The sequence below is a fragment of the Sphingomonas oligophenolica genome (assembly GCF_039522915.1).
GTDB lineage: Bacteria > Pseudomonadota > Alphaproteobacteria > Sphingomonadales > Sphingomonadaceae > Sphingomonas > Sphingomonas oligophenolica.
Genome location: NZ_BAAAEH010000040.1, coordinates 160,126 through 181,372 on the forward strand (window position 1 = coordinate 160,126; position 21,247 = coordinate 181,372).

At 63.9% G+C, this 21,247-nt stretch carries 26 protein-coding genes and 1 tRNA gene; 17 read left to right on the plus strand and 10 right to left on the minus strand.

All coding sequences use genetic code 11. The annotated features are described in order from the left end of the window. Window positions 1–217 precede the first annotated feature (217 nt). On the plus strand, window positions 218–412 hold the full coding sequence (locus tag ABD050_RS20565) for a hypothetical protein (RefSeq protein ID WP_343891376.1): 195 nt from the start codon (window positions 218–220) through the stop codon (window positions 410–412). Between the two features lie 137 nt (window positions 413–549). Here the strand turns inward: ABD050_RS20565 and ABD050_RS20570 are convergent, their stop codons facing one another. From ABD050_RS20570 to ABD050_RS20600, 8 genes are all read right to left on the minus strand, one after another. Continuing rightward, window positions 550–1,500 carry a replication-relaxation family protein gene (locus ABD050_RS20570; RefSeq protein WP_343891377.1) on the minus strand — a complete coding sequence of 317 codons (951 nt, stop codon included), beginning with the start codon at window positions 1,498–1,500 and terminating at the stop codon, window positions 550–552. A 101-nt stretch (window positions 1,501–1,601) separates the two neighbouring features. Beyond that, on the minus strand, window positions 1,602–3,578 hold the full coding sequence (locus ABD050_RS20575) for a type IV secretory system conjugative DNA transfer family protein (protein ID WP_343891378.1): 1,977 nt from the start codon (window positions 3,576–3,578) through the stop codon (window positions 1,602–1,604). After that, window positions 3,575–4,330 carry a hypothetical protein gene (locus ABD050_RS20580; RefSeq protein WP_343891379.1) on the minus strand — a complete coding sequence of 252 codons (756 nt, stop codon included), beginning with the start codon at window positions 4,328–4,330 and terminating at the stop codon, window positions 3,575–3,577. The genes ABD050_RS20575 and ABD050_RS20580 overlap by 4 nt, the downstream gene beginning before the upstream one ends. Before the next feature lie 305 nt (window positions 4,331–4,635). Then, the gene (locus tag ABD050_RS29080) at window positions 4,636–4,827 is read right to left on the minus strand and encodes a helix-turn-helix transcriptional regulator (protein WP_425542494.1); all 192 of its coding nucleotides are present in this window, start codon (window positions 4,825–4,827) and stop codon (window positions 4,636–4,638) included. A gap of 502 nt (window positions 4,828–5,329) precedes the next feature. Continuing rightward, window positions 5,330–5,405, minus strand: a tRNA-Thr gene (locus tag ABD050_RS20585). 30 nt (window positions 5,406–5,435) lie between these two features. Further along, window positions 5,436–6,305, minus strand: coding sequence for a hypothetical protein (locus ABD050_RS20590; RefSeq protein WP_425542495.1), 870 nt, complete (start codon window positions 6,303–6,305; stop codon window positions 5,436–5,438). Then, entirely contained in the window at window positions 6,305–6,652 is a 348-nt protein-coding gene (locus tag ABD050_RS20595) for an MmcQ/YjbR family DNA-binding protein (protein ID WP_343891381.1), read from the minus strand. Before ABD050_RS20595 ends, ABD050_RS20590 begins: the two co-directional genes overlap by 1 nt. Then, window positions 6,649–7,962 carry a replication-associated recombination protein A gene (locus ABD050_RS20600; protein WP_343891423.1) on the minus strand — a complete coding sequence of 438 codons (1,314 nt, stop codon included), beginning with the start codon at window positions 7,960–7,962 and terminating at the stop codon, window positions 6,649–6,651. The genes ABD050_RS20595 and ABD050_RS20600 overlap by 4 nt, the downstream gene beginning before the upstream one ends. A gap of 211 nt (window positions 7,963–8,173) precedes the next feature. On the opposite strand from ABD050_RS20600, the gene ABD050_RS20605 reads away from it, so the two are divergent. Together ABD050_RS20605 and ABD050_RS20610 are read left to right on the plus strand one after the other, a co-directional pair. Further along, window positions 8,174–8,746 carry a PadR family transcriptional regulator gene (locus ABD050_RS20605; RefSeq protein WP_343891382.1) on the plus strand — a complete coding sequence of 191 codons (573 nt, stop codon included), beginning with the start codon at window positions 8,174–8,176 and terminating at the stop codon, window positions 8,744–8,746. 102 nt (window positions 8,747–8,848) lie between these two features. Further along, complete coding sequence (locus tag ABD050_RS20610; protein ID WP_343891383.1) at window positions 8,849–9,160, plus strand: DUF2218 domain-containing protein; 312 nt, start codon at window positions 8,849–8,851, stop codon at window positions 9,158–9,160. 283 nt (window positions 9,161–9,443) lie between these two features. On the opposite strand, the gene ABD050_RS20615 is transcribed toward ABD050_RS20610, so the two are convergent. Continuing rightward, on the minus strand, window positions 9,444–10,592 hold the full coding sequence (locus ABD050_RS20615) for a glycosyltransferase family 4 protein (RefSeq protein ID WP_343891384.1): 1,149 nt from the start codon (window positions 10,590–10,592) through the stop codon (window positions 9,444–9,446). A 188-nt stretch (window positions 10,593–10,780) separates the two neighbouring features. On the opposite strand from ABD050_RS20615, the gene ABD050_RS20620 reads away from it, so the two are divergent. From ABD050_RS20620 to ABD050_RS20680, 13 genes are all read left to right on the plus strand, one after another. Next, on the plus strand, window positions 10,781–11,488 hold the full coding sequence (locus tag ABD050_RS20620) for a glutathione S-transferase family protein (RefSeq protein WP_343891385.1): 708 nt from the start codon (window positions 10,781–10,783) through the stop codon (window positions 11,486–11,488). Window positions 11,489–11,834: 346 nt separating this feature from the next. Beyond that, the gene (locus ABD050_RS20625) at window positions 11,835–12,296 is read left to right on the plus strand and encodes a hypothetical protein (RefSeq protein WP_343891386.1); all 462 of its coding nucleotides are present in this window, start codon (window positions 11,835–11,837) and stop codon (window positions 12,294–12,296) included. Window positions 12,297–12,307: 11 nt separating this feature from the next. Then, window positions 12,308–13,681, plus strand: coding sequence for a DNA repair protein RadA (gene radA / locus ABD050_RS20630; protein ID WP_343891387.1), 1,374 nt, complete (start codon window positions 12,308–12,310; stop codon window positions 13,679–13,681). A gap of 80 nt (window positions 13,682–13,761) precedes the next feature. Continuing rightward, entirely contained in the window at window positions 13,762–14,337 is a 576-nt protein-coding gene (locus ABD050_RS20635; protein WP_343891388.1) for a CvpA family protein, read from the plus strand. Beyond that, window positions 14,334–14,768, plus strand: coding sequence for an iron-sulfur cluster assembly scaffold protein (locus ABD050_RS20640; protein ID WP_343891389.1), 435 nt, complete (start codon window positions 14,334–14,336; stop codon window positions 14,766–14,768). Before ABD050_RS20635 ends, ABD050_RS20640 begins: the two co-directional genes overlap by 4 nt. Then, window positions 14,765–16,555, plus strand: coding sequence for a cation:proton antiporter domain-containing protein (locus ABD050_RS20645; protein WP_343891390.1), 1,791 nt, complete (start codon window positions 14,765–14,767; stop codon window positions 16,553–16,555). Before ABD050_RS20640 ends, ABD050_RS20645 begins: the two co-directional genes overlap by 4 nt. Then, complete coding sequence (locus tag ABD050_RS20650; protein ID WP_343891391.1) at window positions 16,552–16,929, plus strand: diacylglycerol kinase; 378 nt, start codon at window positions 16,552–16,554, stop codon at window positions 16,927–16,929. The genes ABD050_RS20645 and ABD050_RS20650 overlap by 4 nt, the downstream gene beginning before the upstream one ends. A 10-nt stretch (window positions 16,930–16,939) precedes the next feature. Further along, window positions 16,940–17,272 (plus strand): DUF423 domain-containing protein, encoded by a 333-nt coding sequence (locus ABD050_RS20655; RefSeq protein WP_343891392.1) that lies wholly within the window; start codon window positions 16,940–16,942, stop codon window positions 17,270–17,272. 64 nt (window positions 17,273–17,336) lie between these two features. Continuing rightward, window positions 17,337–17,606 carry a CopG family ribbon-helix-helix protein gene (locus tag ABD050_RS20660; protein WP_343891393.1) on the plus strand — a complete coding sequence of 90 codons (270 nt, stop codon included), beginning with the start codon at window positions 17,337–17,339 and terminating at the stop codon, window positions 17,604–17,606. Then, window positions 17,603–17,899 carry a type II toxin-antitoxin system RelE/ParE family toxin gene (locus ABD050_RS20665; protein WP_343891394.1) on the plus strand — a complete coding sequence of 99 codons (297 nt, stop codon included), beginning with the start codon at window positions 17,603–17,605 and terminating at the stop codon, window positions 17,897–17,899. The genes ABD050_RS20660 and ABD050_RS20665 overlap by 4 nt, the downstream gene beginning before the upstream one ends. A 254-nt stretch (window positions 17,900–18,153) precedes the next feature. Continuing rightward, on the plus strand, window positions 18,154–18,606 hold the full coding sequence (locus ABD050_RS20670) for a DUF1003 domain-containing protein (RefSeq protein WP_343891395.1): 453 nt from the start codon (window positions 18,154–18,156) through the stop codon (window positions 18,604–18,606). Window positions 18,607–18,707: 101 nt separating this feature from the next. Then, window positions 18,708–19,169 (plus strand): carboxymuconolactone decarboxylase family protein, encoded by a 462-nt coding sequence (locus tag ABD050_RS20675; protein WP_343891396.1) that lies wholly within the window; start codon window positions 18,708–18,710, stop codon window positions 19,167–19,169. After that, complete coding sequence (locus tag ABD050_RS20680) at window positions 19,169–20,044, plus strand: sigma-70 family RNA polymerase sigma factor (RefSeq protein WP_343891397.1); 876 nt, start codon at window positions 19,169–19,171, stop codon at window positions 20,042–20,044. Before ABD050_RS20675 ends, ABD050_RS20680 begins: the two co-directional genes overlap by 1 nt. A 20-nt stretch (window positions 20,045–20,064) precedes the next feature. Here ABD050_RS20680 and ABD050_RS20685 read toward each other — a convergent pair whose 3' ends face one another. Further along, window positions 20,065–20,472, minus strand: a complete 408-nt coding sequence (locus ABD050_RS20685) for a hypothetical protein (protein ID WP_343891398.1) — start codon at window positions 20,470–20,472, stop codon at window positions 20,065–20,067. Between the two features lie 261 nt (window positions 20,473–20,733). Here ABD050_RS20685 and ABD050_RS20690 point away from each other — a divergent pair, with 261 nt between their 5' ends. Beyond that, window positions 20,734–21,042 carry a hypothetical protein gene (locus ABD050_RS20690; RefSeq protein ID WP_343891399.1) on the plus strand — a complete coding sequence of 103 codons (309 nt, stop codon included), beginning with the start codon at window positions 20,734–20,736 and terminating at the stop codon, window positions 21,040–21,042. Window positions 21,043–21,247 lie beyond the last annotated feature (205 nt).

Here is a 21,247-nt window from a genome sequence, read left to right on the forward strand (position 1 = left end):
CACGATCGATCCGGCATGGAAAACCATGCGACGTTTGTGGCGAACTGCGCCAAGCCGTACGAAGGCGATGCCCAACGGCGGCGGGCCGGGTTTCAGTAAGCGTAAATCGCTGCGCGAACGGCGTGCTGAGCATGCCATCGACACAAGTATCGATATACGGTCTGCGTAAAGATCGTGATAGCAGCGATGGCGACCTGCATGTGAAAGGGGCATCGGAATGACAAAGAAAGCACTGGTGTTAGTTACGATGGCGTTGCTGTTGTTTCGTTCATTTCATTATTTATTTTCAAATGGTCCAGAGCGGTCGGCTTTCAGTGAAGGCGTTCTACTCACCGCGCTCTTTTTCTCGGCGGTCTATTTTCAATTGAGGTCGGACAAGAGTGTTGATGAAAATCGAAATGAACTACGATGAGATTGCGACGGGCTAGCCACCCTCCTGCGTAGGTGCGGTAGCCACGGAGAAGGGGTCGATCGGGACGGGGCACAATATCCTGGCCTCCCGGTCTTCCAGGAGTATGGAGCTCTCAATTTAAGTTGGGCTTCTAGGTCTTATCGCTCACCGAGATTCTTCGAGCCGCGGGTGATAATCCATCGGTCATCCAAGAGCTTTGACAGCACCTCCCTGGGAACCCGCCAATTGGAACCAAAAGCGGGTTCGCAAGTGAAGAGGAAGCGATCGGAGTACTTCTGTACGTCCAGCATCTCGATATACTCAAGAATATTGCGTGCGTGCGTGCCGTTGGTCGTCACGACGAGGACGTGCAGGTTCGGTACGCCCCAGTAGGTACGATACGTCTGATTTCGGAGGATATCGAGATAGCCGGCGATCTTTGCGCCAAAGGCGCTCTGCCTCAGATTCTTTCGTTTGATGCTCTCGGTGTTGCGGTCGATCTCCAGGGCGAAAAAGCGGAAACCGACGCCTGGATATTCTATCCCAAATAGATCGTCAGGGATGACCGTCTTCTGCTCCACGCCGGTGACCGGAATAGCCATCGGGTTATGGCCATCTTTGGTCAGCCTAGGGCATTTGGGATGGGTGAAGATTTCCTCACGCGGGATGTAGCGCAGCCCTTTCGCGGGAGCGGAAAGCTCTAGCGACGAGGCGACGCAGGCTTGCATGAGTTGATGCAGGAACGGGTCGGTGCGCTTTGGTGACAAGCGGCTGAGCGTTCCCCGTTCCGCGAGCGCCACCTTGGCGCGGGGCGCGAGGTCGTAGACGACATGCTGATACCGCGCCTCAAAGCCCGCGAACTGCTGGGGCGGTCGAGTGAGCCAGGCGCCCTGCGCGTCGCCGTTGTAAAACTCGGTCAGACGGTTTTGGAGGTGGGAGTAGTCCCGGCGAATGTGCTTCGTGAACTCGTAGAGGTAGTGGGTCGGGAGCGGGCCGTGGCGGTTGATGGCTTCAAAAATGAGGTAGTCCGCCTCGGTAGGGATGATGCGGCGGACGATCGGCTTCGGCGGGGCAAAGCGTAGACGCCGATTGAGTGTGTCGGTGGACATGGACGGCGACATATTGCGCGGTGAGAACGCTGTAAAAGTGCGGCATGGTCCACGATGGGGCGTCTTGAGCCGCTATAACTCCCTATGCGCACCCAAACTTTTCACCATTCGGGCGAAATATCTTCGTCGGGTAGTTCTCGATCGGCGGGAGCTGGTGGGACCTGCGGCGTACCAAGCGGCAAGGACACCCGAGCGCGGTTGCGCTCGATGAGCTCAGCGAATGCGGCGGATGAAAGCTGGCGCTGTCGCGGCGGTCGCTGAATGGGCACGGACACAGCCTGAGGCGTTACGTTCCTTATATGTGCTGCGAACTGATACTTGGGCTGGTCAAGGAGAAAGTCGGCCGACGTCCGCATTTCCGCTGCCATGGCGCGCGCGTCTGCCGCTGACAGGCCGGACGCGAACTTGATGCTGGTATTGGCGTGGAGTGACGATTTGAGGCTCCCGGTAGCCTGGTCGAGATACTGATGGGCGAAGACGCAGCCGCATTTGTATTTGCGAGCCTCGGTGAGCAGGTCATCGATATTGCTGCTGAAAAAGGACGCGGCCTCGTCGACGATGAGGAAGGTGGGCTTGCGCTGGGCTTCGGGAATGGCGGCGCGCTCGAGCACGGCCTGGAGCACGAGCGAGATGAAGAGCCTGCCGAAGGTTGAGGAGTTCTCCTTGAGGAAATCCTTGGCGGTATCGACGAGAATGACGGCGCCGCGGTTCATCTCGTCGAAGAGATCGACCTTCGTTTCAGGTGAGGTGAACAGGCGCGCCATGGTCGGGTTCTCGATAATGGCCTGGAGGCGGTAGCGGATCTGCTCCTTGGTTTGTTCGAAGGTCTTGCTCATGAAGTCACGCAGGAAGAATTCGCGCGGGATCTCGGGGAGTGCGGCAATGGCGTCCGCGTACGGCGCAGGGTCGCTCATGAGCTTCATCATGTCCAGAATGGTCGCGTTTCGCCCCATGCTCTCGGGCAGCGACAGCATGAGCCGGGCCACATAGCGGAAGAACACGTCCTGCTTGCCGGTGAGGGTCAGGTTCGTGAGGCCGCCGAAGAGATAGTTGAAGGTCTGAATGACGCCGGCTGTGACCTGCTCGCGCGTGGTCTCGTCATACTCGTCCATCCGATCGCGGTTGATGGCGAAAATGTTGAGTGCGGGCGGGTGTTTCGTATCGCGCGGATCGATAATGATGAGCCGTTCCTCGATGCCGAGGTCGGCATGGATGAGCCTGCGGACCAGATCGGAATGCGGATCGATCAGGATGATGGTCGGCGGATCGTCCGAGGCGAGGTCGTGCAGGATGAGGTTTTCAATGAGCGTCGTCTTGCCGGCGTTGGTGCCACCGATGATGTGCATGTGGCTGAAGCGGTCCTCCTGGGTGAGCTTCAGAGGCACGGGTGCCATGAACACATCATAGAAGGGCGTGCCGGCGAGATAGGCATCGACGGTTTCGCCTAAGGGAAGCTTGGCTTCGTCTGGGGTCTTGAGCGGCTTCTTGCTGTTCTCGCTGTCGTGTCCCGACGCCACACAAATGTTGCGAAAGAGCTGGGCGGTGACGGTGCGAAATAGCCCGCGATCGGCATATTCGCCGGATATGAGCGTGCCATAGGTGGCTTCGACCTGCCAGCGCGGTTCGGCGACCGCATAGACGAGCGGAATCGTGAAGGGCGACGGCCCCTCCAGATCGGGCAGACTGGGTGCCAGATACAGGGTGCGGACCAAGCCCTCATGCAAGAGCTGCAGGATCTCATCCTTGTTGGCGAAGAAATATTGCTTGGCGTAGAGGAGGTTCCGAAACTCGACGAACTCCTGCATGCTCATGCGGTGGAAGTCGGGTACCGGCCGATCCCAGATGTACCGCTCCAGCTTTATGAGTTTGTAGGTCGCGGAGGTGAGCGCACCTTTGAGAGGCTCTGGCGTGAATTCGAAAAACTCGATGACGCGATATGCCACGGAACTCGGCGTTTGCGTGAACGCATCCTGTTGCGTCATCACGTACTCGTAGAGCCGCCTGGTTTCCTCGATCTCGCGTGCGCGCTCGTTCGTGAAGCGGCGGGAGATTGGAGTGTAGGTGGAGGGGATGCTCACACGATGCGCAGAAGCAAGAGCAGCAGGAAGGCGCCAACGATACCGCCTCCTATCAAAATGGTCCGGCGCGTGTCCGGGTCGTTCCAATCGAACGGAAGGCCGAAGGTTTCCCCTCGCGCGACATACTCTGGAGCGGCCGGTTCTGGCGCAGGCTTCCACTCGGGCTGCGAATAGTTTGAGGTTAACTCGGGTACGGGCGGGCCGGCAGGTGCGGGTGCGACGAGCATCGGCTGCGGCGTCGTCCTTTGGGCAACAATGGTGGGTTGGTCGCTATTGAAGTCTACGAGCACTTCGCGGCCGTCGAACGTAGCGGCAGTCGCAAGGTATCCCTTCAGGTTCTCGCATGCCGTCATGATGGCGTCCTCCGCGCCAAGCAGCTCATCCAGGCTCTTGCATTCGATGTGCTGACCACGCTGTAAGCTGTTGATCGTGATGGTAAGGCGCATGGCCGAAATCGCGCCGAGCGCGGCCGCTTTGAGACCATGGCCGAGCTTGCCTGTGGCTGAGGTCAGGAAATCGTCGACATTGCCTAGCGCTATCCCCCGCGCCTTGGCATTGGCCGCCGCCGCTCTGCTGCCTTCGGCCGCGCTTCGCGCTCCCTCACTGGTATAAATTATCTGGTTCTGGAGCTTGTACCGGGAGATGTCGCGCGCCTCGGGCGGCGTGAACTCCACCCGCGCATCAAGGCAAAAGATGACGTTGGTCGTTACTATCCCGCCAGTCTTCTGCGAACGCTGTAGCTTGAGCTGCATGGCTTTCTCCCCCAGCGGGCAAGAAATGCCAGCTGTTGCACTTATTCAAGAGATGCCCGGAGAAGATGGGTTCATTTCGGAGACTATTTACGGTGGTCGATTCAACGAGCACTTGTCACCGACTTTCATTATTAAGGAGGCGAGGAGGCGTCGCTGCAATGACCATGACCAAATGTGGCATGGATTCAGTGTGTTCTGGAGTTTATTGTCCGGCATACAGGATAGGGGGCTGTATGCCGTACCTGTATGGTCGTCTGACGATGAAAAAAGGCCGATGGTTTCCCATCGGCCTCAAGTGACTCCGTTCAGGAGCCGGGTGTATCGCGTTCTGCAATGCGTGCGGCGAGCCAGCCGTGAACTTCCTCGTCGACCCACCCAACCCTTCCAGGGCCGAGTTGCACCCGCTTGGGGAACTTCCCGGCCGCCTCCAGGCGGGCAATGTGCTGTGGGCTATACAAGACCATCTCGCGCACTTGCTTCTTCGATAGCAACCTCATGTCATGTCACTCCCGTTAGGGAGCGTCATGACGCCCAGGGTTAAGCCTCGGCGAGCAACCGTACCATGAAGGCTTCGTATTTCGCCAGAGCCTCACGCTTCTCTTCGAGGCGGTCGTACCGGTCGTAGATTTCATCGAGGACGGGTGGCGCGTGATTGATGAGCGCGTCGAAAACTTCAATCGAGCTCTAGGCGGCGTTTCGAGCAATGAGACGACACTTCCGGCGACGAAGGGTTCTGTGCACAGATACTGTGTCGGCACGGTGAGGCGCGATCGGCGCGCGCTCCCTTCACTCGCCTCAGCGACTCGGGCAACGCTGGAGCTTACCCACTTATCGGGAAATCACGTGCGGGCGGGAGCCGCAAAGTTTCTGCGTTCACTGCACGGCTCATCGCGCCACATACGTGCTCAACGGTTCACACTCCAAAAGGTGGACCTGAGAGGGGTCTAAAAACAGAACCTATAACATTTCTTATAAATTACAGATAGATAATCATAGAGATGGTGCCGGTTGCAGGAATCGAACCCGCGACCTTCGGTTTACAAAACCGCTGCTCTACCAGCTGAGCTAAACCGGCATTTCCGATCCTGGTGCGCGGCTCAATGCGTCAGACGACGCCGAAGGTCCAGCCCTCGCGTCGCGCAATCTCGCGGGTCAGGCCGGGCGGATGCCAGAGCTCGGCGCGACCGGCATTGGCGCGGAGCCAGGCCGCGGTGAGGATCGCGTCGGTCGCATGGTCGGTATAGCGGGGGAGGGGCACATGCGGCTTCGATCCGATCGCTGCCAGGGCGGCGTCGAGCGCCGGCCCGTCGCGAAACTTGCTCAGCCCCTTGCGCAGCCCGCCCGCGCGGGCCGCGATGGCGGTGTAGATTTCGACGACCAGTGCGCCTTTCGCCGGGAAGGGATCGATCGGCCAGACCGGGATGGCGCGTCCAAGATGATGCAGCAGGCGCATGCCGGCAAAGCTCGCCTTGGCGACCTGCGCGGCGCCGATCGCGTCATAGACGGTCGAGGGCTTGTGGCCGCCGCTCGCCTTGTAATGCGCCTCGCAGCGGCGGAGATGCATGAAGTCGGCCTTGGTGCCGTCGGCCGCACCGAAATAGAAATGGCGGCCGCGCCGTGTTTCCAGAAAGGTGGCGGCGCCGAGATCGCTGTCGGTGCTCGCCGCATCGACATAGGCCCAGAAGGCGCGGGGCGTGGTTGGCGTATCCTCGCCCGGCAGATAGGCGCCGCGCTCGATACAGGGCGGCGAGAAGGTGAAATCGAACCCGATCAGCAGGGGCTCGTCCGCGTTGGCGCGCATCCATTCGAGGATTTCGGTGCGCGACCATGCCCCCCTCTTCGCGCCGACATGCGGCGGGTCGACAAGCACCGGCGCGGCATCGCCGGCCTCGCACACCGCCAGCGCGATGCCCGGATGATGAAATCCCTTCGCGCCCGACCAGTCGATCGCGGCAAAGCGGGTGAAATGCGGCATCACGCCTTTTTGCGCGGCTTCGGCCTCGGACGCGCGGCGGTCCAGTCGCGCGAGCGCTCGATCATGGCCAGCACACGTTCGGGATCGGGGCTGCCGTAGCGGACGAGAAGGCCCGGCCAGCCATGATAATGCGGCGTCTGCCAGAAGGTCTCGGGATCGGTCTCGATCAGCATTTCCTTGGTGTCCTGGTCAATCGCCAGCACGAACGATCCCTCCTCGCGGCTGCCATGGAGGAAGGCACGGCCGTTGGAGGCCACCTTGATCGCCGGCTTGCCATAGCTGGTCGACAGCTCGGTGTCGGGCAGCCCGAGCGCGAAGGCGGTGACGCTGTTCCAGTCGAGGCTCATCCGCCGCGGTCCTTCAACTCGCTCCAATAGGCCATGCGCTCGGCGATCCGTTTTTCCACCCCGCGATCGGTCGGCCGGTAGAAGGTCTCCGGAGTCATCTCGGCCGGCCAGTAGTTCGATCCCGAAAACCCCTCATCGGTATCGTGATCATAGGCATAGCCCTTGCCGTAGCCGATCTCCTTCATCAGCTTCGTCGGCGCGTTGAGGATGTTCTGCGGCGGCATCAGCGAGCCGGTCTCCTTCGCGCTCCGCCAGGCCGCGCCGGCCGCCTTGTAGGCGGCGTTGGATTTGGGCGCGACCGCGCAATAGAGGCAGGCCTGAACGATCGCGAGCTCGCCCTCGGGCGAGCCGAGAAACTCGTACGCGTCCTTGGCCGCGAGGCATTGCACCAACGCATTGGGGTCGGCGAGGCCGATATCCTCGCTGGCGAAGCGGGTGATGCGGCGGAGCACATAGAGCGGCTCCTCGCCCGCGGTCAGCATCCGCGCGAGATAATAGAGTGAGGCCTGGGGATCGGAACCCCGCATCGATTTGTGGAGCGCCGAGATGAGGTTGTAATGCCCCTCGCGATCCTTGTCATAGACAGCCACCCGGCGCTGCAGGAAGGCCGACAGCCCGGCCGGATCGAGCGGCTCGGGCAGGTCTACCGAGAAAAGCGTCTCGGCCTGGTTGAGCAGGAATCGACCGTCTCCGTCGGCACTGGCGATCATCGCGTCGCGGGCCTCCGGGGTGAGGGGCAGGGGGCGTTCCTCGATTTCCTCGGCGCGGTCGAGCAGCTTTTCGAGCGCGGTGCGATCGAGCCGCTGCAGGATCAGCACCTGCGCCCGGCTGAGCAGCGCGGCGTTCAGTTCGAACGATGGATTCTCGGTGGTCGCGCCGACCAGCGTGACGGTGCCGTCCTCGACATAGGGGAGGAAACCGTCCTGCTGGGCACGGTTGAAGCGGTGGATCTCGTCCACGAACAACAGCGTGCGCTTGCCGATCTTCGCGTGCTCGCGCGCCTCGGCAAAGGCTTTCTTGAGATCGGCGACACCCGAGAACACCGCCGAGATCGCGACGAAGCGCAGGCCCACCGCATCGGCGAGCAGCCGGGCGATCGTCGTCTTGCCCGTGCCGGGCGGGCCCCAGAGGACCATCGACGAAAGCCGGCCTGCCGCCACCATCCGCCCGATCGCGCCCTCGGGTCCGGTGAGATGCTCCTGGCCCACCACCTCCTCCAGACGTGCCGGGCGCAGCCGGTCGGCGAGCGGCGCATTCTCGGCGAGCGCCTCGCGGGCGGGCGGATCGAAGGTCGCGAAAAGGTCGGCCATGCTCGGAAGATAGGGCGGCTCGTTGCCCGTAGCCACCCCGTCATGCCGGACTTGTTCCGGCATCCACTCCTCCGCTTGAGCGGCGATCGCGATGTGCCCGGCCCGGTGGACCCCGGAACAGGTTCGGGGTGACGAAAATAATTCAGGAAGGCACTTGTCAAAACTGTCTCAAGATATATCTTAGACCCATCGTGATACAGAAAGGAATAACATGTTTCATGGAATGCACCGCCATCATGGCGGCCCCCGCGGCGGACGTTTTTCGCGCGGCCCCTTCTCGGTAAGCTGGGAAGTTCATGGCGACGGCGAACGCGGCGGCCGCAGTCGCCGGATGTTCGACGGCGGAGAGCTCAGGCTCGTCCTCTTGAAGCTGATCGAGGAGCAGCCGCGCCACGGCTATGACCTGATCCGCGACATCGAGGAGCGCACCAGCGGTGCCTATGCGCCGAGCCCCGGCGTCATCTACCCGACCCTCACCATGCTCGAGGATATGGGCCTGATCGAGGAGCAGAAAGCCGAAGGTGCGAAGAAGCTCTTCGCGATCACCACTGCCGGGCAGGCGCACCTCTCCGAGCGCGAGGAAGAAGTCGAGGCATTGTTCGCCCGGCTCACCGACATCGGCTCGCGGCGCGCCCGCACCAGCGGCGGCCCGGTGATGCGCGCGATGGGCAATCTCAAGTCAGTGCTGCAACAGCGGCTCAGCGCCGGGGAGATTGATGCCGAGACGATCCACAAGGTCGCCGCGCTGATCGACGACGCCGTTCAGAAGATCGAGCGGCTGTAAGGCCCTGACGTGAGACTGGGCGTGACTCGCCTCCAGCTCCTGCGCCGGCGACTGGGCCTCGCGCCCGCCGCCGGCGCCGCTATCATCAAAAGGAAACCGCGCATGGACAGCGCAATCGCACGCGTGCCGACGACGAGCGGCAGCAAATATCTCCAGCAGCTCTGCAAGCACTGGCAGCATAATCTCGCGGTGGAATTCACCCCCGCGCACGGCACCGTGGTCTTTCCGAAGGATGCGCGCGGTGCGGACTATCCGGGCGACGGGCTCGTCACTTTCGATGCCGGCCCTGAGGCGCTGGCGATTCGGATCGATGCGAGCTCGGCCGAGCAACTCGAGGGCCTCAAGGGCGCGGTCGCGCGGCACCTCGACCGCTTCGCGTTCCGCGAGGCGCCGCTGGCGTTAGACTGGAAATAGAAAATATCGCGGTCGGCCTGACCAGGCGCGGGCAATATCCGCAAAAGAAAACGATGAGATTGTCCGCGCCGAACGGGTTGCAGACTCCCCTCCCGCTTGCGAGCGTGGGGCCGGTCATGCCCCCGGCATGACCTAAACGACGCGGGGCGTCGTTTACCCCACGCTGGGTAGGGGTGGGCTCCCGCTCACCGCGAACGTTCCGCTCGTGAATGGCCGTGAGCCCAGCCCTCGCTTCCCGCCCGCTTGCGGGAGGGGAGGAAGAAGGTACCACGCAATCGTCGCGCTATTCCCGCCGCGCCATCACTTTCAGGTAAACGTCGAGCACCGCCTGGTTGATCGTTTCCCAGCGATAGCCGGCGGCCTTGGCATGGCCGGCCTGGCCCGCCGCGAGGCGCAGCGCATCGTCCTCGCAGTAGCGCGCGATCGCGTCGGCATAGCCGGGGATGTCGGTCGGCTCGACGATCAGGCCGGTGACGCCGTCGTCGATCAGCCCGACCGCGCCCGACGCGCGCGCCGCGACGACCGGAACGCCAGCGGCCATCGCCTCGAGCGTGACATTGCCGAAGGTCTCGGTGACGCTTGGATTGAAGAACACGTCCATCGAGGCGACCGCCCGGCCGAGATCGTCGCCCGACTGGAATCCCGCGAAAACCGCATCGGGAATCTCCTGCGCGAACCAGTCGCGCGCCGGCCCTTCGCCGATCACCAGGGTCCTGTGGCGAACGCCGCGCTGATCGAGCGCGTGCATCGCCTGGGCGAACACGTCGAGGCCCTTTTCCTTCACCAGCCGGCCGAGAAAGCCGACCGCCACCTCGTCATCGGCGATGCCCAGGCTGCGCCGCCATTCCAGGCTGCGACGATCGGGATTGAACCGTTGGTGATTGACCCCCCGCGACCAGCGGCTGATCGGCGTCGTCACGCCCCATTCGCGCAGGATCTCGCCCATCATCTGGCTCGGCGCGAGCACCTCGTCGACTCGGTTGTAGAAGCGTTTCTGAAGGGTGATGATCAGGGGTTCGAGAAAGCCCAGCCCATAATATTGCGGATAGGTCTCGAACCGCGTGTGGTACGAGGCGACCACCGGCAGCCCCTTTTTGCGTGCATAGGTCACTGCGCGATGGCCGAGAATTTCGGGCGCCGAAACATGGATCAGGTTCGGCGCAAAGGCTTCCAGATCGCGGCGGACCGATGCCGGCAGCCCGCGCGCGAGCTTGTATTCGGCGCGCTCGCCCGGCAATTTGAACGCCGGCACGCTGACCAGATCGCCCACCGGCGGGAACGCCGGCCGGCGGCTGGTCGGCGAGTAAATGCGAACCTTCACGCCGCGGCCGAGCAGGTGGCCGACCAGCAGGTTCAGCGTCTGGTTCGCGCCGTCCCGGGTATAATTATAGTTGCCGCTGAACAGCGCCACGCGAAGATCGGTCGCTTGCATCGCAGGTCGCATAGACCCGCCGCGCGAAAACGCCAATCTTTGTGAGTTCCAATCTTTGCAAGCCCCAATCTTCGGAAAGCCCAGTGCGATCTCGCAGCCGGCTTCCCGCGCCGGAGCGACAGCATTTTCCCCGCCGAGGATGAAAGGCCGGCACCGAAAGCCTATCTGGCCCGCGAAGGAGACCGCCAATGAACGATCTGTCCGATTTCCCGATCACGCGCCGCTGGCCCGCGCACTATCCCGACCGCATCCAGCTTTATTCGCTGCCGACGCCCAATGGCGTGAAGGCCTCGATCATGCTCGAGGAAACCGGGCTGCCTTATGAACCGCATCTGGTCGATTTCGCGAAGGACGACCAGAAATCCGTCGAATTCGTCTCGCTCAACCCCAACGGCAAGATCCCGGCGATGATCGACCCGGACGGCCCCGGCGGCAAACCGCTGGCGTTATTCGAGAGCGGCGCGATCCTGCTCTACCTCGCGGAGAAGACCGGCAGGTTCATTCCAGCCGATCCCGCCGGGCGCTGGGAAGCGATCCAGTGGGTGATGTTCCAGATGGGCGGCGTCGGTCCGATGTTCGGTCAGGTCGGCTTCTTCAACAAGTTCGCCGGCAAGGACTGGGACGACAAGCGCCCGCTCGGCCGGTACGTCGACGAGGCGAAGCGCCTGCTCGGAGTGATGGACGGCGTTCTCGACGGGCGGGACTGGTTCCTCGGCGACGCCTACACCATCGCCGACATCTCGATGCTCGGCTGGGTGCGCAACCTGATCGGCTTTTACGAGGCAGGCGAGCTTGTCGGGTTCGACGGCTATGCCAATGTCGCGGCCTGGCTGGAGCGCGGGCTTGCCCGGCCTGCTGTGCAGCGCGGCCTCACCATTCCCGCAAGGCCAGCCTGATCTTGACTCACCACGTCACCCCGGACTTGTTCCGGGGTCCACCGTGCCGCAAATTCATCGGCCTCTAGGTTCGCGGAACGGTGGATGCCGGAACGAGTCCGGCACGACGCTGTCGGAGCGTGTTGACGATTTACGGAGCCAGTTTCCCAATGAAGGTTGCGGTGACCGGTGCAACTGTCCCCGGACTCCGCATCACCAGCCGCAGATATCGCACGCGTCAGGCGTCATCCTCCTCGCCGCTATCCAAGGTTCCCACCGATCCCCACCGCAACCGCAGCGCCATCCATTGCGCTCGATTCAACTTCACGCTCGACCATGCCAGCATGCTCTCATGACAATTCACAGCATGAAAACAGCCGCCCCGTCGTTGAATCGCCTTTCGCCGTTGAATCGCGTTTCGCTGTTATGCGCCATGGTTTTCGCTGTTATCGCCGAAGCGTTTCGCTGTTCCGCAGTTCGTTTTCGCTGTTATCGAATAACAGCGAAAACTGCCATTATCTATTTGATAAAGAACAGAAATATCTCCAACAAAATAGCCAAAAAAGCGCCTGAAAAAATTTCTTTCCCTGTTCTTTCGCTGTTCCGGCCCGATAACAGCGTAAACGGCGGCATCCGCGGCCTCGCCGAAATCCCTCGACAATTCGGACACGCCGCCTGGCGGCACGAAGAGCTGGTTCACGCAAAGGCGCGAAAGCGCGAAGAATATATGCGACCGGACACACCCCGGACAGCAGCAGTCCGCGCCGGGCGATGCGACTCCGCGTCTGTGATGGAAAAATTTGTTCCCCTCTCGTTCCGTTTCGTCTAGGCCTCGATTCCATGGCGAAACCCCAGAAACGTTATGTCTGCCAGGCTTGTGGTTCGGTCGCGAACCGCTGGGCGGGGCAGTGCGCCGACTGCGCCGAGTGGAACACATTGGTCGAGGAGGTCGGCGGCACCGTCACGCCGTTCCAGGCCAAGCATAACCTGCAATCCGGCGGCCGGGCGATGACGATGGTCGGGCTCGATGCCGAGATCACGCTGCCCGAACGCATGGCGAGCGGCATCGCCGAGCTCGACCGTGCGCTCGGCGGCGGCTTTGTCGAAGGCTCGGCGACGCTGATCGGCGGCGATCCCGGGATCGGCAAATCCACCCTGTTGCTCCAGGCCGCGGCGAAGATGGCGCTTGCCGGGTTGCCGGTCGCCTATGTCTCGGGCGAGGAGGCGGTCGATCAGGTCAGGCTCCGCGCGCGCCGGCTCGGGCTCGGACATTCGCCGGTCCAGCTCGCCGCCGCGACCTCGACCCGCGATATCCTGACCACGCTGGGGCAGGGGCGGCCACCCGCCTTGCTGGTGATCGATTCGATCCAGACCATGCATTCGGACCTGATCGAGGGCGCCCCCGGCACCGTCAGCCAGGTCCGCGCCTCGGCGCAGGAGCTGATCCGCTTCGCCAAGGAGCGCGGTACTGCGGTGGTGCTGGTCGGCCATGTCACCAAGGACGGCTCGATCGCCGGCCCGCGCGTGCTCGAACATATGGTCGATACCGTGCTGAGCTTCGAAGGCGAGCGCAGCCATCAATACCGCATCCTCCGCGCCATCAAGAATCGCTTCGGCGGCACTGACGAGATCGGCGTATTCGCGATGGTCGCCGAAGGGCTGGCCGAAGTATCGAACCCGTCCGCCCTGTTCCTCACCCAGCGAGACGAAGGCGTGACGGGTACGGTGGTCTTCCCCGCGCTCGAAGGCACGCGGCCGGTGCTGGTCGAGATCCAGGCGCTGGTCGTCCGGCTGGCGAGCGGCGCGACCCCCCGGCGCGCCGTGGTCGGCTGGGATTCGGGCCGGCTGGCGATGGTGCTCGCGGTGCTCGAGGCGCGGTGCGGGCTCAGCTTCTCGTCGTCGGAAGTCTATCTCAACATCGCCGGCGGCTACCGGGTGCAGGATCCCGCCGCTGACCTGGCGGTAGCGGCGGCGCTCGTCTCGGCGCTCAGCGAACGCCCGGTGCCGTCGGACGCGGTCGCGTTCGGCGAGATCGCGCTGTCCGGCGAGATCAGGCCTGTCGCCCACGGCCCGCTCCGGCTCAAGGAGGCCGGCAAGCTCGGCTTCGAGCGCGCGCTCGTCCCGGGCGCGATCGCGGGGGACAAGAGCGGGCTGACCCTCTCCGGCTTCCGTACCCTTGGCGCTTTCGTTGACCATATGCTCGGTCGGGGATAGCGACAGCCTGGACAGTTACCACATAGGTAGCCAACCAACCCGTTCGAGGACGAGCGGATCGTAAGGCAGGTACGCGCGCGATGGGATTGACCGCACTCGATATTCTGGTCCTGATCGCGGTCGGCGGCGCCGCCGTGCTCGGGCTCATGCGCGGCTTCGTCACCGAGGTGCTGTCGCTGTTCGCCTGGGTCGCGATCGTCTTCATGCTGAAGATCTTCCACACGCCCCTGGCGCAGGCGCTGACTCATGCCGTCGGCACGGTGACCGGTGCCGCGGTCCTCTCCTTCGCGATCATTGCCGGCGTCACCTATTTCGGCGGACGCGCGGTGGCACGGGCGATCGGCGCGCGGACCCGCGATTCGATCCTCGGACCGGTCGATCGCGCCTTGGGCTTCGGCTTCGGCGCGCTCAAGGGGCTGATCCTGGCGAGCCTCGCTTTCCTCCTCGTCGTGCTGATGACCGATACGATGCATGGCGGTCCGTCGCACCGGCCCGAATGGCTCACCACATCGCGCACTTATCCCTTGCTCAACACGACAAGCGCCGGCATCGCCGATTTCGTCGACCGCCGCCGCAAGGGCCAGCCGGTGTTCGGCCATGGTGACAATGCCGCGGCGCCCGTCGACACCGCGAACATGACGGCGCCGCCGCGGTGAACGCGCCGCTTTACAACACAGAGATCCTGCGGCTGGCCGCGACCATCCCGCATCATGAACGGCTGGCCGATCCGATGGGCAGCGCGGAAAAGCGGTCGCCGGTCTGCGGCAGCCGCGTGACGGTCGATGTGAATGTCGACGATGCGGGGCGAGTCAGCGAGGTCGGCCTGCTGGTGCGCGCCTGCGCGCTCGGCCAGGCCTCATCCTCGCTGCTCGCATCGGGCGTGATCGGCCGTACGCCTGAGGAACTGGCGGCGGCACGCGACGCGTTGACGGCGTGGCTGGCAGGCGAGGGGCCGTTGCCCGACTGGCCGCGCTTCGAGCTGTTCACCCCGGCGCTGCCGCACAGCGCTCGCCACGCCTCGATCCGGCTCGCTTTCGAAGCCGCCGCCGAAGCGGCTGAAGCCGCGCGGGCGCGCCGCGCCGCATGACCGAGTCCCTGCTCTTCGACGGCGTCGTGCTGCTCGGCTCCGGGCTTGTCTTCGTCCTGATCTTCCGGCGCCTCGGGCTGGGTGCGACGCTCGGCTATCTCGTCGCCGGCGCGCTGGTCGGCCCGCAGGCGCTCGGGCTGATCGACGGCGCCGAGGGGAAGATCGGCGTCGCCGAGCTCGGCATCACCCTGCTGCTGTTCATCGTCGGGCTCGAGCTCAATCTGCAGCGGCTGTGGAAGCTCAAAAAGGAGATTTTCGGGCTCGGCCTGCTCCAGGTCGTGCTGTGCGGGCTCGCGGTCTCGGGCGTGGTGCTCCTCATCAGCCAGGCCTCGCCGACGCCCTTTTCGATCGCCGCCGCGTTCGCGCTCGGGCTGCCGCTCGCTCTGTCCTCGACCGCGCAGGTCCTGCCGATGCTGCAATCGGCGGGGAGGCTACGTACCCCGTTCGGCGAACGCGCCTTCTCGATCCTGCTGTTCCAGGATCTCTCGATCGTCCCGCTGATCACCATCGTCACCGTCATGTCGCGCAACCCGGCCGATATGAACGGGCCGCCGGGCTGGCTGCTCTTCCTCTATACCGTGCTCGCGATCGCCGGCCTGATCCTCGCCGGGCGCTATCTGCTCCGCCCGATGTTCAGGATCATCGGCAATCTCGGCGAGCGCGAGATGTTCGTCTTTGCCGGCCTGTTCACCGTCATCGCCGCCGCCGCGGTGATGGAGGCGCTTGGCCTGTCGACCGCGCTCGGCGCCTTCGTCGCGGGCGTGATGCTCGCCGACAGCCCCTATCGCCATGAGCTCGAGGCCGATGTCGAGCCCTTCCGCTCGATCCTGCTCGGCCTGTTCTTCCTTGCGGTCGGCATGATGCTCGATCTCCACGCGATCGCGGACCGGCCCTTCTTCGTGCTCGGCATGGCGCTCGCGCTGATCGTCACCAAGGCGGTGATCATCATGGGCATCGGCCTGATCTTCAAGATGACATGGCGCGGCGCGCTCGCGCTCGGGTTGCTGCTCAGCCAGGGCGGCGAGTTCGGCTTCGTGCTGTTCGCCCAGGCGCAGCACGCCTTCCTCATCAAGCCCGAGGCGGCGAGCCTGTTCGGCGCGATCGTCACCCTGTCGATGGCGACCACGCCGTTCCTGATGAGCGCCACAAAGGGCCTCCGCACCGAGCCCGACAAGGACGGCGGCACCCGCGAGGGGCCGATGTCCGACGGCGCCAACGCGCTGGTCGTCGGTTATGGCCGCTTCGGCCAGACGGTCGCGCAGATGCTGATCGCGCAGGGCATCCCGGTCACGCTGATCGACATGGATATCGAGATGATCGATATCGCCGAGGGCTTTGGCGCCAAGGTCTATTATGGCGACGGCACCCGGCTCGATCTGCTGCGCCAGGCGGGCGCGAGCGAGGCCGAGCTGATCCTCTTCTGCATCGATGGCGATCAGCTCGATGCCGAGCTGATCGAGGCGGTGCATGAGGCCTTCCCCAAATCGGCGATCTTCGCGCGCGCCTTTGATCGCCGCGCGCTGATCAAGCTCAAGGGCACGCCGGCGGCGGGCGTGGTCCGCGAGGTGCTCGAATCGGCGGTCAAGATGGCGCGGATGGCGATGCGCAGCCTCAATATCGCCGAGGAGGAGATCACTCGCGCCGAGGACATGTACCGCGCGCGCGACAAGGAGCGGCTCAGGGTCCAGTATGAGACCGGCGATCCGCGGGCGGCGATCGACCGGATCCTCACCCAGCCAGTCCGCGAGAGCGAAGGAGCGAACGAGGGCGAAGAGGAATCAGAATGAAGAACCGCTCGCTTTCCGCGCGGATCGCCTTCGCCGTCGCCGGCTGGAAAGCGGCCTGGCGGCGCGAGCGGAGCTTCCGGACGCAATCATGGTTCGCCGCCCTCGCGCTGCTTGCCTTGCTGATGTTCCGGCCGCCGCCGATCTGGTGGGCGGTGGTCGCGGTGACCTGCGCGCTGGTCCTCGCGCTCGAATTGATCAATTCGGCGCTCGAGGGGCTGATCGACCTGCTTCACCCGGCAATCCACCCCGAGATCAAGGCGATCAAGGACATGCTCGCCGGCGCGGTGCTGATGATCAGCTGTGCGGCGCTGGCGGTCGCAGCCGCGCTCGCGGTCGCCTATGTCCATGCTGTCCTGCAGCGGTTCGAAACATGAGGAATGCGGCATGAACTGGATTGTCGTTCTGGCGGCACTGTCGGGCGCGATCGCCGTCGCGGCGGGTGCGTTCGGTGCGCATGGCGCAAGCGGCGCCGCGGCCGAATGGCTGAAGACCGGCGCGCATTATCAGCTGCTCCACGCCGTCGCCGCGCTCGCGGTGCTGCGGCTCGAGGCGAAGGGGCCGGCCTGGCTGTTCCTCGCCGGCGGCGCGATCTTCGCCGGCACCCTCTATCTGATGGCGCTCGGCCTGCCGAAATGGCTGGGCGCGATCACCCCGATCGGTGGCGCGATGCTGATCGCTGGCTGGCTGTGGCTTGCCTGGATCGGCGCGCGCCAGTGAGGCCGGGGTTGAAGGATTTGGCGAAGCGATTACATCTTAATCAGCTCGATTAGAGGTGATTGTCATGACGGCCGCAACCAGGGTTCTGACGGCACATGTTTCGTTGGCTCTCGCTGACAAGGTGGACGAGATGGCGTCCCGGCTTGATCGGTCGCGCGGCTGGGTAATGAAGCAGGCGTTGGCCGCCTGGGTCGATCAGGAGGAGGAGCGCCACAAGATGACGCTTGAGGCCCTCGCTGAAGTCGATGCCGGTGCCGTGATCGATCACCGTGCGATTCAGGCCTGGGCTGACAGTCTGGCCACGGACAAGCCGCTGCCACCGCCCATTGCATGAAGATCGTGTGGACGCGTCGTGCGTCGGCTGATCTGGTTCGCCTGCACGCCTTTCTCGAGCCGGCAGCGCCCGATGCCGCCGCTCGCCTGGTCCGGCAACTTGCGCGGGCGCCTGATAGGCTGATCGAATATCCGCGGATCGGCGAAAAGCTGGAGGCGTACGAGCCGCGCGAAGTACGCCGCATCATCGTCGGTCACTATGAGCTGCGCTATGAGATCGCTGACGCCGCGATCTTCATTCTTCGGCTCTGGCACAGGCGCGAAGATCGCCGCGAGGGCAGCCCTGAGGATTGAAGACACCGCTCAGGTGACAGCGTGACGCGGCGCGTCACGATGACAAAATCTTCAGTTGATTTTCGCGGCGACAGCCTCCAAATCCCCGCCCGGACGCGCGACCGCGCGCCCGTTTCGTCAATTTTTCCCAAGCCGGGGATCATGTCCAGCAACGACCATAGTCGATCGACCGTGCCGCCAAGGCCTTTCGCGCTGCGCTGACCCTTCAGCTCACCCGCGACAGGCCATGGCGGCCGGTCGCAATGAGGTGAGTTATGAACGCAATCCGTTTCTTCGCAGATCTGCGCCGCGCCAGCCCGCCGCGCGATCCCAATATCCTCTTCGCCGAGCGCCTGACCATGGGCGAGCGGCTGGCCGATCGTGTCGCCTCGGTCGGCGGTTCCTGGGGCTTCATCATCGCCTTCGGCCTGTTCCTGGCCGCCTGGGCGATCGTGAACATGGCGCTGTTGGGCGCGCGCGCCTTCGATCCCTTTCCCTTCATCTTCCTCAACCTGATGCTGTCGATGCTCGCCGCGCTGCAGGCCCCGATCATCATGATGAGCCAGAACCGCCAGGCCGCGAAGGACCGGCTCGAAGCGCGGCTCGATTACGAGACGAATCTGCGCGCCGAGGCGCAGATCGAGGGGCTGCACGAAAAGATCGAGCTGCTCCAGGCGCAGATCGCGCTGCTCGTCGGCAAATCAGCCGAGCGCCAGCTGGATAGCTGAACGCAAGCTTCGCCACGCAAAAAAAAACGCCGGCATGTCACATCCGGTCGCCCTGTCTCGTCTTGTCGTTCGGGAACCGTCCCGAACGACAAGGAAGAAACATGACACCGAGATTGAATCCGTTCGCCGCCGCCCCGGCACCGATGAAGGCCTGGCTCGACTATAGCCTGGGCGTGGTCGATTGCGGCCTCGAGAAATCGCTGCTCGAGCTGGTCAAGATTCGCGCCTCGCAGGTCAATGGCTGCGCCAATTGCCTCCACATGCACACGCTCGACGCGCGCAAGAACGGCGAGACCGAGGAGCGTATCTACCTGCTCGACGCCTGGCGCGAATCGCCGCTCTATACCGATCGCGAGCGCGCCGCGCTCGGCTGGACCGAGGCGCTGACGAAGCTGAGTGAAACGCGCGCGCCGGATGATGTATATCAGGCAATGAAGGCGCAGTTCACCGAGGAGGAGGAAGTGAAGCTCACCTTGATGATCGTGGTGATCAACGGCTGGAACCGGGTCGCTGAGGGATTCCGCTTTGTCCATCCGGTAGCCGCCGCGGCCAAAGCTGCCTGATGGCGCCCGCCCAGCCGTCGGACGCAGCGTCGTCCTTCGATCCGCTGCGCCCGACGCTGGTCCGGATCGCGTACCGCATGCTCGGCTCGGTCGCTGACGCGGAGGATGTCGTCCAGGACGCCTTTCTCCGCTGGCTCGGCGCCGATCGCGCGGCGGTGCGCGCGCCGGAGGCGTTCCTGCGCCGCGTCGTGACCCGGCTCTGCCTCGATCATCTCAAATCCGCCCGCCACAGCCGCGAGACCTATATCGGTCCCTGGCTGCCCGAGCCGGTCGTCGAGGAAGAGGAGGAGGTCGACGACGTGACCCTGCCGTTGTTGCTCGCGCTCGAGCGGCTCTCCCCGCTCGAGCGAGCCGCCTTTCTGCTGCACGACGTGTTCGGGGTGAGCTTCGAGGAAATCGCCGAGACGGTCGATCGCGATCCCGCTGCCTGCCGCCAGCTCGCCAGCCGCGCCCGAACCCATGTCCGCGCCGCCCGCCCACGCTTCGACCTGCCGCGCGAGCACGGCATGGAGATCGCCGAGGCCTTCTTCGCCGCATCGCGCAGCGGCGACATGGGCGCGCTCGGCGCCCTGCTCGCCGCCGATGTCACCCTCCACGCCGATGGCGGCGGCAAGGCCTCAGCCGCCGGCCGGCCCATTATCGGCTTCGACGATGTGCTGAAGCTACAGGCCGGCCTCGCGCGCTATTTCGCGCAGCATATGTCGCGGGTGATCCGCTGGGGCTTCATCAACGGGCTGCCCGGCTTCGTCACGATGGAGCATGGCGACACGCTCCAGACCACTGCGCTGGCGATCGAGAATGGCAGGATCGTCGCGATCTATGTGACGCGCAATCCCGACAAGCTGCGGCATTTGAGCGAGGGGACGGTTAATTGAGGGCGAGGGAGCCTCGACGACTATTCAGCGACCCAGGCCAGCGCATCCTTTTTGGAGACGAAGAACTGGTAGGATTGCTCGGATAGCCGGCCGAGCTGCATCTTCGTGATGGGATTGGAATAAATCACCGCGCATTTGCGCATGCCCATCGACCGGGCGACGACGACCAGTTCAGCCCGCATGTCGTTCAGATTCTGCGGCTGGGGCGGGAATTCAGTCAGGTCTCCGATCAGGCAGAAGGATCGCCCGATATTGCGAAACCGGCTCATCTCGATAACCATCGCGTCATGATATTGACGATAGGTTTCCTTGTCCCACAGCCTGGTGAGCTTGTAATAGACCAAACCCCCGGGGAAATCGGTGGCGATGCTGAAGACCTGCTGGTCGGCGAGAGGCGCGTTTTCCATATCGCCGTCGTAACGAATCATTCTAAATATTATGTTTCCGGTTAGCGTCCCGGGTTTCGACCCGGCGCCTGTCGAGCGCGGCCCCCGCTTCCCATGGGTTCGACGGAAAAGGTGAGGCGCGATGCGCTGCGAAAAACCGCCATCCCGGCGCTGCCCATCGCTCGGTTCATTTGGTGGTCAGGTTGATCCGGGCTATGGACACGCATGACCCGTTTGACGCCCCCGTCCATCCGCGCTTTCCCCATGGCGCTTGCTCTTCTCGCGGGAGGCTCCTGCTGGCCCATGGCGTCGTTCGCGCAGTCGACACCGGCGCCCGCGGAAAATTTGTCCGCCACGAGCGCCGATACGATTCGCCTGACCGACGAGCAGCGAATGAAGATCCTCGACGGCAATACCGCGGAGAGCGCCGCCGCCGCCCGCGGCGAGCTCCCGGGATCGGAAAGTGCCGGCCGGGGCATTCATGGGGAGATCGGCGCCATGATCGGATCGCACGGCACACGCGCGATTTATGGCACAGCCGACATCCCGCTCGGCGATAGCGCGAGCGCCACGGTGTCGTTCGAAAGCAGCCGCTTCGGCTATCGGCGCTAAGGCCTGATTCCGGCGTAAATGCTCGGGCGCGGGGCCATATGGCCGCGCGCTGACATCATGTGCCGTCCCGTCGCGCGGAAGGCGCCTTCCCGATGGCAACATGTCCTGGAGCTTGGGGCGCGTAATCTGAACCAGCTGTTCGTCCTATCGGGCGGGCAGTGGCCAACACGGCCCAGGGCAGTCATCGATATTTACATGAGACAGA

What these genes read in the sequence shown, in the direction of transcription:
- ABD050_RS20670 (WP_343891395.1), top strand. Translation starts at nt 18,154, where the DNA reads ATGAACGCAATCCGTTTCTTCGCAGATCTGCGCCGCGCCAGCCCGCCG.
- ABD050_RS20595 (WP_343891381.1), bottom strand. Translation starts at nt 6,652, where the DNA reads ATGAGCCTCGACTGGAACAGCGTCACCGCCTTCGCGCTCGGGCTGCCC.
- ABD050_RS20625 (WP_343891386.1), top strand. Translation starts at nt 11,835, where the DNA reads ATGAAAACAGCCGCCCCGTCGTTGAATCGCCTTTCGCCGTTGAATCGC.
- ABD050_RS20600 (WP_343891423.1), bottom strand. Translation starts at nt 7,962, where the DNA reads ATGGCCGACCTTTTCGCGACCTTCGATCCGCCCGCCCGCGAGGCGCTC.
- ABD050_RS20655 (WP_343891392.1), top strand. Translation starts at nt 16,940, where the DNA reads ATGAACTGGATTGTCGTTCTGGCGGCACTGTCGGGCGCGATCGCCGTC.
- ABD050_RS20675 (WP_343891396.1), top strand. Translation starts at nt 18,708, where the DNA reads ATGACACCGAGATTGAATCCGTTCGCCGCCGCCCCGGCACCGATGAAG.
- ABD050_RS20620 (WP_343891385.1), top strand. Translation starts at nt 10,781, where the DNA reads ATGAACGATCTGTCCGATTTCCCGATCACGCGCCGCTGGCCCGCGCAC.
- radA (WP_343891387.1), top strand. Translation starts at nt 12,308, where the DNA reads ATGGCGAAACCCCAGAAACGTTATGTCTGCCAGGCTTGTGGTTCGGTC.
- ABD050_RS20605 (WP_343891382.1), top strand. Translation starts at nt 8,174, where the DNA reads ATGTTTCATGGAATGCACCGCCATCATGGCGGCCCCCGCGGCGGACGT.
- ABD050_RS20680 (WP_343891397.1), top strand. Translation starts at nt 19,169, where the DNA reads ATGGCGCCCGCCCAGCCGTCGGACGCAGCGTCGTCCTTCGATCCGCTG.
- ABD050_RS20610 (WP_343891383.1), top strand. Translation starts at nt 8,849, where the DNA reads ATGGACAGCGCAATCGCACGCGTGCCGACGACGAGCGGCAGCAAATAT.
- ABD050_RS20665 (WP_343891394.1), top strand. Translation starts at nt 17,603, where the DNA reads ATGAAGATCGTGTGGACGCGTCGTGCGTCGGCTGATCTGGTTCGCCTG.
- ABD050_RS20635 (WP_343891388.1), top strand. Translation starts at nt 13,762, where the DNA reads ATGGGATTGACCGCACTCGATATTCTGGTCCTGATCGCGGTCGGCGGC.
- ABD050_RS20685 (WP_343891398.1), bottom strand. Translation starts at nt 20,472, where the DNA reads ATGATTCGTTACGACGGCGATATGGAAAACGCGCCTCTCGCCGACCAG.
- ABD050_RS20580 (WP_343891379.1), bottom strand. Translation starts at nt 4,330, where the DNA reads ATGCAGCTCAAGCTACAGCGTTCGCAGAAGACTGGCGGGATAGTAACG.
- ABD050_RS20615 (WP_343891384.1), bottom strand. Translation starts at nt 10,592, where the DNA reads ATGCAAGCGACCGATCTTCGCGTGGCGCTGTTCAGCGGCAACTATAAT.
- ABD050_RS20570 (WP_343891377.1), bottom strand. Translation starts at nt 1,500, where the DNA reads ATGTCCACCGACACACTCAATCGGCGTCTACGCTTTGCCCCGCCGAAG.
- ABD050_RS20690 (WP_343891399.1), top strand. Translation starts at nt 20,734, where the DNA reads ATGGCGTCGTTCGCGCAGTCGACACCGGCGCCCGCGGAAAATTTGTCC.
- ABD050_RS20645 (WP_343891390.1), top strand. Translation starts at nt 14,765, where the DNA reads ATGACCGAGTCCCTGCTCTTCGACGGCGTCGTGCTGCTCGGCTCCGGG.
- ABD050_RS20660 (WP_343891393.1), top strand. Translation starts at nt 17,337, where the DNA reads ATGACGGCCGCAACCAGGGTTCTGACGGCACATGTTTCGTTGGCTCTC.
- ABD050_RS20650 (WP_343891391.1), top strand. Translation starts at nt 16,552, where the DNA reads ATGAAGAACCGCTCGCTTTCCGCGCGGATCGCCTTCGCCGTCGCCGGC.
- ABD050_RS20565 (WP_343891376.1), top strand. Translation starts at nt 218, where the DNA reads ATGACAAAGAAAGCACTGGTGTTAGTTACGATGGCGTTGCTGTTGTTT.
- ABD050_RS20590 (WP_425542495.1), bottom strand. Translation starts at nt 6,305, where the DNA reads ATGCCGCATTTCACCCGCTTTGCCGCGATCGACTGGTCGGGCGCGAAG.
- ABD050_RS29080 (WP_425542494.1), bottom strand. Translation starts at nt 4,827, where the DNA reads ATGAGGTTGCTATCGAAGAAGCAAGTGCGCGAGATGGTCTTGTATAGC.